Below are 10,168 nucleotides of genomic sequence, written 5' to 3'. Positions count from 1 at the left end.
GGCGCTTCACCTGGATGATCAGGTCCACCGAATCGGCGATCTGGCGGCTGATCGCTTCCTTGGGCACCTTGATGTCGGACATCATCACCATGTTCTCCATCCGCGCCAGCGCTTCGCGGGGGCTGTTCGAGTGGAGGGTGCACATCGACCCGTCATGACCGGTGTTCATCGCGGCGAGCATGTCGAAACACTCGGCGCCGCGGATTTCGCCCAGGATGATTCGGTCGGGCCGCATGCGTAGCGCGTTCTTGACCAGGTCGCGGATCGAGATCTCACCCTGGCCCTCCAGATTGGCCGGGCGCGTTTCCAGCGGCAGCCAGTGGGGCTGCTGCAGCTGGAGTTCGGCAGCGTCCTCGATGGTCAGCACGCGCTCGCCTGGGTCGATCATCTTCGAGATCGCGTTGAGCATCGTCGTCTTGCCCGAGCCGGTGCCACCCGAGACGACGATGTTGAACCGGCTGGCGCCCGCGATCTTGAGCGCCGTCGCCATCTTCTCGGACATCGAGCCGCCCTTGGCCATCATGTCGAGCGTGATCGGCTTGGCGGAGAATTTGCGGATCGAGATCGCCGTGCCGCGCAGCGAAAGCGGCGGCACGATCACGTTGACGCGGCTGCCGTCCTTGAGGCGCGCATCGGCCAGCGGCGTGGTCTGATCGACCCGGCGGCCGACCGAGTTGCAGATCCGCTGGGCGATCTGGAACAGATGCTCCTCATCGCGGAACTGGATGTTGGCGAGTTCCAGCTTGCCCTTGCGCTCGACATAGGTCTGCTCGGGACCGTTGACCATGATGTCGGTGATGGCCGCGTCGGCGAGCAGTTCCTCGAGCGGGCCGAGGCCGAGCAGCTCGTCGACCAGCACCTTTTCCAGCGCGAACTGTTCGCGCCGGTTCAGGGTGAGCTTCAGCTCGGCGAGCACCTCTCCGATGATCGGACGGAATTCCTCGGCGAGCTCGTCCTTGCTCAGCGTCGCCGCGGCCTCGGGATCGACGCGTTCTAGCAGGCGCGGCAGCACCTGTTCCTTGATGCGGTGGATCGAGGCCTCGAAGCCTTCGTTGCGCGAGCTGCCCTGGTCGGCGGGTGCCGCCTGGCGGTCGGCGAGCCGCTGCATCGCATCGGCGCTGGCGGCGCTGGGGCCGAGCGGGTCGCGCTCGAGCATCGGGTCGGCGAAATGCTGGCCGGGGAGCGGCACCGAATCGAGCGGAGGAAACTGCTCGCCGCCGAGCGGCAGCGGCTCGGGGCGCTGGAATCCGCCGCCCTGCATCGGGCGCGCGACTCCGAAGGTCGGCCGCCCCCCGGTTCCGCTCCCCATGCCGTTGCGACGCCCGAATGCGCTCATTGACCTTCACGTCCCCAAAGAAGGCTTGAGGGTTAGCGGCGAAGGTTTGCGATTTGGCTAACTATGCAAAGGTGGGAAGCGGGATGCTCTAAACGCCGTCATCCCCGCGAAGGCGGGGATCCATTGGCCTGTGCGGTTTCGGCAGGAGCCGACGCCTTGGCGCGAATGGATCCCCGCCTTCGCGGGGATGACGATGGTCTGGTTTGCAGTAGCCGGGAGTGCCCAGCCCCCGGCTTATTCGGCGCGTTCGGCCAGCACGGTCAAGCCGCGCTCGTTCACCTCGGCGAAGCCGCCTTCGACGCGGATCAGCTCGGGCGTCGTCGCACCGGCCTTGTAGACCTCGATATTGCCGTCGCGGATCGTCGACATGATCGGTGCATGGCCTTCGAGCACGCCGAAATCGCCCTCGCTGCCGGGGACGACGACCATATGGACTTCTTCCGAGCGGACGAGACGTTCCGGGGTGACGAGTTCGAAGTGCAGCATCTTTTCAATCCTAAGCCCCTCCCCCGAAGGAGAGGGGCGAGAGTCCGTTACGCCTCGTCGGCGAGCTTCTTGGCCTTGGCGATCGCGTCGTCGATGCCGCCGACCATGTAGAAGGCCGCTTCCGGCAGATGGTCATACTCACCGTCGACCACCGCCTTGAACGAGCGCACCGTGTCTTCCAGCTGCACGAACGCACCCGGAATGCCGGTGAACACTTCGGCGACGTGGAACGGCTGGCTGAGGAAGCGCTGGATCTTGCGGGCGCGGGCGACGGTCAGCTTATCCTCTTCGGAAAGCTCGTCCATGCCCAGGATCGCGATGATGTCCTGCAGCGACTTGTACTTCTGCAGGATGGCCTGCACCGCACGCGCCGTCTCGTAATGCTCCTGGCCGACGACGCGCGGCTCGAGCACGCGGCTGGTCGAGTCGAGCGGATCCACCGCCGGGTAGATGCCCAGCTCGGAAATGGCGCGGTTGAGCACGGTCGTCGCGTCCAGGTGGGCGAACGACGTGGCCGGCGCCGGATCGGTAAGATCGTCGGCGGGCACGTACACGGCCTGCACCGAGGTGATCGAACCCTTGTTGGTGGAGGTGATGCGCTCCTGCAGCTGGCCCATGTCGGTCGACAGGGTCGGCTGATAGCCCACCGCCGACGGAATACGGCCGAGCAGTGCCGACACTTCCGCGCCCGCCTGGGTGAAGCGGAAGATGTTGTCGACGAAGAACAGCACGTCCTGGCCTTCGACGTCGCGGAAATATTCGGCGATCGTCAGGCCCGACAGCGCGACGCGGGCGCGGGCGCCCGGCGGCTCGTTCATCTGGCCATAAACGAGGGCGACCTTCGAGCCTTCCGAGATGGCGTTGCCGTCGGCGTCCTTGGCAATAACGCCGGCGTCGAGGAACTCGTGGTAGAGATCGTTGCCCTCACGGGTACGCTCGCCCACGCCTGCGAATACCGAGGTGCCGCCATGGCCCTTCGCGATGTTGTTGATCAGTTCCTGGATGAGCACGGTCTTGCCCACGCCGGCGCCGCCGAACAGGCCGATCTTGCCGCCCTTCGCGTACGGCGCGAGCAGGTCGATCACCTTGATGCCGGTGACGAGGATGGCGCTATCGGTCGACTGGTCGACGAACAGCGGGGCCTCGGCGTGGATCGGGGCGCGCAGATCGGTGCCGACCGGGCCACGCTCGTCGATCGGCTCGCCGACGACGTTGAGGATGCGGCCGAGCGTCGCCGGGCCGACGGGCACCTGGATCTGGTTGCCGGTGTCGGTCACGGTCTGGCCGCGGGTCAGGCCCTCGGTGGCGTCCATCGCGATCGTGCGGACGGTGTTCTCGCCCAGATGCTGCGCGACTTCGAGCACGAGGCGCTGGCCGTTATTCTCGGTCACCAACGCCGAAAGGATCGCGGGCAGGTCGTTCTCGAACGTCACGTCGACGACCGCGCCGATCACCTGGCTGATGCGGCCGACATTGTTGGTGCCCGTGGTCGGGGGGGTGTCTACAGCGGCGGTTGCCATTGTTGCTTTCCTTGCTTCGTGCAGCTTTTAGAGCGCTTCGGCGCCCGAAATGATTTCCACCAGTTCGGTCGTGATCGCGGCCTGGCGGGAACGGTTATACTGGATCGTCAGCCGGTTGATCAGGTCGCCGGCATTGCGCGTCGCGTTGTCCATCGCGGTCATCGACGCACCCTGCTCGCTGGCCTGGTTCTCGAGCAGCGCCTTGAACAGCTGCACCGTCAGGTTGCGCGGCAGCAGATCGGCGAGGATCGTCTCCTCGTCAGGCTCATATTCCACCGCGGCGCCCGAGCTGGGCTCGGTGGTCGCGGGGACCGAAACCGGGATCAGCTGCTGCTCGGTCGGCACCTGGGCCAGCGCCGAGCGGAAGTGCGAATAGAACAGCGTCGCCACGTCGAACTCGCCCGCGAAGAAGCGGTCGGTCACGTCCTTGGCGATGGCGCGGGCCTCGTCGAAGCCCGGGGTGCGCACCGCGGTCGTGTCGAACTGGGCGACAATCATGCCGGGGAAGGTGCGGGCGATCACCGCGCGGCCCTTGCGGCCCACGAGGTAGAACTTCACCGTCTTGCCCTGGGCGATCAGCGCGCGCGCCTTGACCATCGCAGCCTTGACGATGTTGGCGTTGAACGCACCCGACAGGCCCTTGTCGCCATTGGCGACGAGCAGCAGGTGCGTATCCGCCTTGCCGGTGCCGGCGAGCAGACGGGGCGCGCTGTCGCTTGCCCCCACCTTGCTCGCCAGGCTGGCGACCACGCCCTCGAGGCGCTGGGCATAGGGACGCGCGGCTTCTGCGGCGGCTTGCGCCTTCCGCAGCTTCGCCGCCGCGACCATCTGCTTGGCCTTGGTGATCTTCTGGGTCGACTTGACCGAGGCGATCCGGCCCTTGAGTTCCTTGAGGTTGGCCATCCGGCGGCGGTCCCTTAGGCGAAGGTCTTGGCGAAGGCGTCGAGGACGGCCTTCACCTTGTCTCGCGTGCCGTTCTCGAACGCCTTGGTGGTGCGGATCTCCTCCAGCACCGCGGCATGCTGCGAACGGAAGTGCGCGAGCATCGCGGCTTCGAAGCGGACCACGTCCTTCACGGCCACGGCATCGAGATAGCCGTTGGTGCCCGCGAAGATCGAGATGGTCTGCTCTTCGAACGGCAGCGGGCTGAACTGCGGCTGCTTGAGCAGCTCGGTCAGGCGCGCACCACGGTTGAGCAGCTTCTGGGTCGACGCATCGAGGTCCGAACCGAACTGCGCGAACGCGGCCATTTCGCGATACTGGGCGAGCTCGAGCTTGATCGAGCCCGACACCTTCTTCATCGCCTTGGTCTGCGCCGACGAACCCACGCGCGACACCGAGAGGCCGACGTTGATGGCCGGACGGATGCCCTGGTAGAACAGGTTGGTCTCGAGGAAGATCTGGCCGTCGGTGATCGAAATCACGTTGGTCGGGATATAGGCCGACACGTCGCCCGCCTGGGTTTCGATGATCGGCAGCGCGGTCAGCGAGCCCGAGCCGTTGGCGTCGTTCATCTTCGCGGCGCGCTCGAGCAGGCGGCTGTGGAGATAGAACACGTCACCCGGATAGGCTTCGCGGCCCGGCGGACGGCGGAGCAGCAGCGACATCTGGCGATAGGCGACGGCCTGCTTCGACAGATCGTCATACACGATCACGGCGTGCATGCCGTTGTCGCGGAAATACTCGCCCATCGCGCAGCCGGTGTAGGGCGCGAGGAACTGCAGCGGTGCGGGCTCCGACGCGGTCGCGGCGACCACGATCGAATATTCCATCGCGCCATTCTCTTCGAGCTGGCGGACGATCTGCGCCACGGTCGAGCGCTTCTGACCGATCGCGACGTAGATGCAGAAGAGCTTCTTCTTGTCGTCGTCCGACGCGTTCGGGCCCTTCTGGTTGATGAAGGTATCGATCGCGACGGCGGTCTTGCCGGTCTGACGGTCGCCGATGATCAGCTCGCGCTGGCCACGGCCGATCGGCACCAGGGCGTCGATCGCCTTGAGGCCGGTCTGCACCGGCTCGTGCACCGACTTGCGCGGGATGATGCCCGGCGCCTTCACTTCGACGCGGCGACGCTCGGTATATTCGATCGGGCCCTTGCCATCGATCGGATTGCCGAGACCGTCGACGACGCGGCCGAGCAGGCCCTTGCCGACGGGCACGTCCACGATCGTGCCGGTGCGCTTGACCGTGTCGCCTTCCTTGATCTGGGCGTCCGAGCCGAAGATCACGACGCCGACATTGTCGGCTTCGAGGTTGAGCGCCATGCCCTGCACGCCATTGGCGAATTCGACCATCTCACCGGCCTGGACATTGTCCAGCCCGTGGATGCGCGCGATGCCGTCGCCGACCGACAGCACCTGGCCGATTTCCGAAACCTGTGCTTCGGTGCCGAAATTGGCGATCTGGTCCTTGATGACCTTCGAGATTTCTGCGGCGCGGATATCCATCTTCTTCAGCCTTAGCCTTTCATCGCGTGCGCGAGGGAGTTCAGTCGGGTCTTGATCGACGAATCGATCATCTGGCTGCCGATCTTCACGACCAGGCCGCCAAGCAGCGAGGGATCGACCGACAGGTCGACGGAAACGTCGCGACCGATGCGGGTGCGCAGCTGCGCCTTCAGCGCATCGACCTGGCCGGCATCGAGCGGGTGGGCCGAGGCGACTTCCGCCGTGGTCTCGCCGCGATGGCTGGTCGCCAGCAGGCGGAACATGCGGATGATCGCCGGCAGCTGCGCCAGACGGCGGTTCTCGGCGAGCACGCCGAGGAACTTGGTCGTCGTCGCATCCAGCGCCATCGCGCCGGCCGCAGCCGCAACCGCCTTGCCGGCGTCCTTGCGGCCGATCAGCGGGCTGGTGGCCAGGGCCTTGAACTCGGGCGACTCGTCGAGCGCCGCCCGCACGGTGGCAAGGCTCGCTTCGACGGCCTCGATGGCCTTGGCGTCACGTGCCAGCTCGAACAGCGCGGTTGCGTAGCGTCCGCTTAGGCTGGCCTGAATACCGCCGGAATTCTCCACGCGATTCGTTTCCTCTCGGAGGGTCGGAAGTGACCCCATGCACAAAAGGGGGGCGACACAACCTGCGCCCCCGATGGGTTGCCGGGCTGCTAGCATCGCGGTCGAAGGGATGCAACCCGAGTCGCCGAAACGTCACACGCTCGTTTCATGTTTGCGTTTCGGCGTGTCTGGAAGCGCCCAAGAAAAAGGGCAGGCGATACGCTCGCCCGCCCCGAAATCATCGACATAGCGAGGCGTCAGGCGACTCGGTAGGTCGCCGCGCGCCGCCGCCGGAACATGCCGCCGACCAGCGCGAAGCCGCCGATCATCGTCGCCCAGCTGGCGGGCTCGGGCACCGCGCTCAGGAACACCTGGCTCTGCTGGTCCTTCGAGAAGAGCAGCTGCAGCTTGTGCCCGGCGATCGCCGTCCAGCCGCCGGTGGTGATCTGGGTCAGGTAGCTGTTGGCGAGCGCGCGGGCGTCGTCGCTGTTGCCGCCGACGGTGTAGAACTGGCCGCCCGTAGTGTCGTAGCTGCCGCTGTTCTCGCTCAGGATCTCCCACACCGCCAGCTGCGTGGCGGCGGAGATCGTCTTGCGGGCGAGCAGATCGCCCTCGCTGCCGAGCAGGATCTCCGAATGGGTGAGCAATGTCAGCAGCTGCTGCTGGCGGGTGGTGTCGCCGAGGACGGTGGAAATGTCGGCGCGCTCGAAGCTGCCGGTGCCGATCGCGGTGAAGGCGTCGGCGCAATAGGTGAGGAACTCGACCGTCTTGCCGTTTTCGGTGCCGGTGAAGCGGAAGCGGCTCATCCCCGGCCAGTTGCCGACGAAGCCGGTGGGCGTGTAGACCATCTGATCGGCAGCGAGATAGCCGGGATCGTCGTCATAGCCGGTGATCACCACCGTGGCGCTGGCGGTTGCCGGCACCGCGGCGCCGAGCACCAGGGCTGCGGCCATCAGGGCATTGCGCATCGTCATCTGTTCCCACCTGTTGTGGGGCGAGCGCTAGCGTGGTCTGCGCAGTGGCTGCCAGCTTATTGAAATTGGTGAATGACCGGCTTTGGCACAGCCGTGCCGGGTTGGGACGGGTGGAATTGCCTGCGCCCCAAAATGCGGCATCCCCGCGAAGGCGGGGATCCATTTGCCAGGACGAACCAGCAAGCGCTGCGCCGTTTCCTTCAATGGATCCCCGCCTTCGCGGGGATGACGATCGTGAAGATGGACGCCGACGCCTGCAGCAGCAAGCGGCGACGCCCTTTGTTCTCAGTTCAGCGGGCGCGACCTGCGCCGCCGCCCTGGCCGCGATTGCCGCCGCCAGCGGGACGGCCCTGGCCGCCGCCGGCCGGACGTGCCTGGAACTTGCGCTTGGGCGCACCCGGGCCGCGACCGGCACCGGCGCCAGCACCGGCATGGCCGGCACCTTCCTGACGGCGCGGTTCACCGCTGCGCGGCGCATCGCTGCGCGGACCGCCGCGGCCGCCACGTGCCGGCTGGCCGTCGCCGCGACGACCCTGGCCATGCTGCTGGGCGCGACCGTTGCGGCCGTTCTGCTCGTCGCGGCTCACCGGCATCGGCGAGCGGGTCGACTTGATCTTGTCGGATTCGGCCGTGAAATTTTCCGGCAGCGGCTGCACCGTCAGCTTCTGGCGGGTCAGGCGCTCGATATCCTTCAGGTACGGACGCTCGTCATCGGCGCAATAGCTGATCGCGATGCCGTCGGCGCCGGCGCGTGCGGTGCGGCCGATGCGGTGGACATATTGCTCCGGCACGTTCGGCAGCTCGAAGTTGAACACATGGCTCACCCCCGACACGTCGATGCCGCGCGCGGCGATGTCGGTCGCGACCATCAGCTTGACCTTGCCCGAGCGGAACTCGCCCAGCGCGCGCTCGCGCTGCGGCTGGCTCTTGTTGCCATGGATCGCGTTGGCGGCGATGCCGTTGCCGGCGAGCAGCCGCACGACGCGGTCGGCACCGTGCTTGGTGCGGGTGAAGATCAGCGCGCGGTCGATCTCCGGGTTGCGCAGCTGCATCGTCAGCAGCGCCTGCTTCTCGGCCTGCGTCACATAGGTGACGAACTGCTCGACACGCTCGGCGGTGGTTGCGACCGGGGTCACCTTCACTTCGACCGGATTGTGGATGAACTGGCTGGCCAGCTCGCGGATCGTCTTCGGCATGGTCGCCGAGAAGAACAGCGACTGACGCTTGGTCGGCAGCTCCTTCACGATGCGGCGCAGCGCATGGATGAAGCCGAGGTCGAGCATTTGGTCGGCTTCGTCGAGCACCAGGATCTCGATGCCCAGCAGGATCAGGAAATGCTGGTCGAGCAGGTCGACGAGACGGCCCGGCGTGGCGACGAGGATGTCGACGCCGCGGGCAAGGTCGGTCTTGTTCTTGTGGACCGAGGTGCCGCCGAACACGGTGGCGATGCGCAGGCCGGTGCCGCTGGCATAATGCTTGGCGTTGTCGGCGATCTGGGCGGCGAGCTCACGCGTCGGCGCGAGGACGAGCATGCGGCAGCCGCGCGGCTGCGGACGCTTGCCGCTGGCGATCAGGCGATCGATCGACGGCAGCATGAACGCCGCGGTCTTGCCGGTGCCGGTCTGCGCGATGCCGAGCAGGTCGCGGCCTTCGAGCAGCGCGGGGATCGACTGCGCCTGGATCGGGGTCGCGTCGGTATAGCCCTTGGCGGCGAGCGCAGCCAGGACGGTCTCGGAAAGGCCGAGTTCTTTGAATTGCATGGTAGTACCTTATAGATGCGGCCGGCGCGCACGCATCTTCAAAGGGCGCGCGCGAAGGCGGGGTCAACAAGTGACGCCCCGCGTGATTTGGGAAGCCGATAAGCGACGAAGCAGAGCCTAGCGGAGCAGGTCCCCAACAGGGGCGCGCCGCCGATCACGCTGCATGTAAATGCCTCGCCGTGATTGCACATATGGCAGCGATGTTGCGCCGCGTCAAGAAGCGGCTGCGCGTTGGTCAGCCGTTAACCCCGTTTGTCGTAGAGCCAAAGGCCTGGGGCAAGGGAACAGGCGCAGGTGCTCGTCGCGAGACTCGAAGTTTGGGGAAGCATGGACGCGCGCGGCGCGGTGCGCTTCCTGGTGAATCGGGAAACCACCGTGCGCGGCATGGACGGCCGTCCGTTCGACGCAGTGGTGGAGAATTTCTCGCGCACCGGCTTCCTGTTCACCGCCGATGTCGCGCTGCCAGAGGGCACGCTGATCTGGATCGGCATGTCCGGCGCCGGCGCGCGCGAGGCGCGGGTGGTGTGGCGCGAGGGCGAGCGCCACGGCTGCGAATTCCTGATGCCGCTCAGCCAGCGGGATTTGCAGCATGCGTTTCGCAGCCGGGAGAGCATGGTCGAGGACCTGGAGGCGCGGCTGCGGCGGGCGAGCATGTTGCGGGAGGGGGAGTAGGCCGGTTCGTGTGCGGCCCGAGCAAAGATCTGACCGCTCCCGCCCCACTTTCGGACATTCAGGCAACGGGATCGAGCACCTCAAGGATCGTGCCTACCGCCACCAGCTTGCCGCCCTCTTGTATGCGCCATTGCCGACCAACGCTCATTTCGGGCTTCACCGCCGGATAAATCCGGAGGGATATGTCGGTTTGGATGGTATCGCCTGGCGCGACTTGCTGGCCCTCCGGTAATTCTATGAAGCCCATGCACATGTCGCGGTCGTCCGGGCCAAAGAAGTTGTGGTTAGGCCTGTAACTGCCTCCGCCCGACAGCGGTGAACTTCGACCGCCCTCTTCCGTAGATAGGAATCGGATGTTTGCTCTCACGCGAACTTGATCATCTGTCATGCAGAGATTTTGGCGGGAGATCGCAAGAGGCGCAATGTCC

10 protein-coding genes are annotated in these 10,168 nt (G+C 66.2%); 1 reads left to right on the top strand and 9 read right to left on the bottom strand.

Annotation, left to right across the window (positions count from 1 at the left end; translation table 11 throughout):
- From SPI01S_RS21325 to SPI01S_RS21290, 8 genes are all read right to left on the bottom strand, one after another.
- Positions 1-1,336: TadA family conjugal transfer-associated ATPase (locus SPI01S_RS21325; RefSeq protein ID WP_084253691.1), on the bottom strand; the 1,336-nt coding region annotated here is incomplete at its 3' end.
- A gap of 234 nt (positions 1,337-1,570) precedes the next feature.
- Entirely contained in the window at positions 1,571-1,822 is a 252-nt protein-coding gene (locus SPI01S_RS21320; protein WP_019369009.1) for an ATP synthase F1 subunit epsilon, read from the bottom strand.
- 47 nt (positions 1,823-1,869) lie between these two features.
- Positions 1,870-3,342: a F0F1 ATP synthase subunit beta gene (gene atpD / locus SPI01S_RS21315; protein WP_066727331.1), complete on the bottom strand. Its 1,473-nt coding sequence runs from the start codon at positions 3,340-3,342 to the stop codon at positions 1,870-1,872.
- 27 nt (positions 3,343-3,369) lie between these two features.
- Positions 3,370-4,245: a F0F1 ATP synthase subunit gamma gene (locus tag SPI01S_RS21310; RefSeq protein ID WP_066727329.1), complete on the bottom strand. Its 876-nt coding sequence runs from the start codon at positions 4,243-4,245 to the stop codon at positions 3,370-3,372.
- Between the two features lie 14 nt (positions 4,246-4,259).
- On the bottom strand, positions 4,260-5,789 hold the full coding sequence (gene atpA, locus SPI01S_RS21305) for a F0F1 ATP synthase subunit alpha (protein ID WP_066727327.1): 1,530 nt from the start codon (positions 5,787-5,789) through the stop codon (positions 4,260-4,262).
- An 11-nt stretch (positions 5,790-5,800) separates the two neighbouring features.
- Positions 5,801-6,355: a F0F1 ATP synthase subunit delta gene (locus SPI01S_RS21300; protein ID WP_066727326.1), complete on the bottom strand. Its 555-nt coding sequence runs from the start codon at positions 6,353-6,355 to the stop codon at positions 5,801-5,803.
- 236 nt (positions 6,356-6,591) lie between these two features.
- Entirely contained in the window at positions 6,592-7,308 is a 717-nt protein-coding gene (locus SPI01S_RS23195; RefSeq protein WP_066727324.1) for a PEPxxWA-CTERM sorting domain-containing protein, read from the bottom strand.
- A gap of 290 nt (positions 7,309-7,598) precedes the next feature.
- Positions 7,599-9,068, bottom strand: a complete 1,470-nt coding sequence (locus SPI01S_RS21290; RefSeq protein WP_066727322.1) for a DEAD/DEAH box helicase — start codon at positions 9,066-9,068, stop codon at positions 7,599-7,601.
- A 327-nt stretch (positions 9,069-9,395) separates the two neighbouring features.
- Here SPI01S_RS21290 and SPI01S_RS21285 point away from each other — a divergent pair, with 327 nt between their 5' ends.
- On the top strand, positions 9,396-9,740 hold the full coding sequence (locus SPI01S_RS21285; protein ID WP_066727321.1) for a PilZ domain-containing protein: 345 nt from the start codon (positions 9,396-9,398) through the stop codon (positions 9,738-9,740).
- Between the two features lie 58 nt (positions 9,741-9,798).
- Here the strand turns inward: SPI01S_RS21285 and SPI01S_RS22795 are convergent.
- Positions 9,799-10,168: hypothetical protein (locus SPI01S_RS22795; RefSeq protein WP_373278330.1), on the bottom strand; the 370-nt coding region annotated here is incomplete at its 5' end.

The organism is Sphingomonas pituitosa NBRC 102491 (assembly GCF_001598435.1).
Taxonomy (GTDB): domain Bacteria; phylum Pseudomonadota; class Alphaproteobacteria; order Sphingomonadales; family Sphingomonadaceae; genus Sphingomonas; species Sphingomonas pituitosa.
Note: the sequence above shows the minus strand (reverse complement) of the source record. Positions and strands in the feature narration are given on the sequence as shown.

Bases quoted from the DNA above. Each gene is read 5' to 3' on its own strand.
- atpD (WP_066727331.1), bottom strand. From the start codon at position 3,342: ATGGCAACCGCCGCTGTAGACACCCCCCCGACCACGGGCACCAACAAT.
- SPI01S_RS21290 (WP_066727322.1), bottom strand. From the start codon at position 9,068: ATGCAATTCAAAGAACTCGGCCTTTCCGAGACCGTCCTGGCTGCGCTC.
- SPI01S_RS21320 (WP_019369009.1), bottom strand. From the start codon at position 1,822: ATGCTGCACTTCGAACTCGTCACCCCGGAACGTCTCGTCCGCTCGGAA.
- SPI01S_RS21310 (WP_066727329.1), bottom strand. From the start codon at position 4,245: ATGGCCAACCTCAAGGAACTCAAGGGCCGGATCGCCTCGGTCAAGTCG.
- SPI01S_RS21285 (WP_066727321.1), top strand. From the start codon at position 9,396: ATGGACGCGCGCGGCGCGGTGCGCTTCCTGGTGAATCGGGAAACCACC.
- SPI01S_RS23195 (WP_066727324.1), bottom strand. From the start codon at position 7,308: ATGACGATGCGCAATGCCCTGATGGCCGCAGCCCTGGTGCTCGGCGCC.
- atpA (WP_066727327.1), bottom strand. From the start codon at position 5,789: ATGGATATCCGCGCCGCAGAAATCTCGAAGGTCATCAAGGACCAGATC.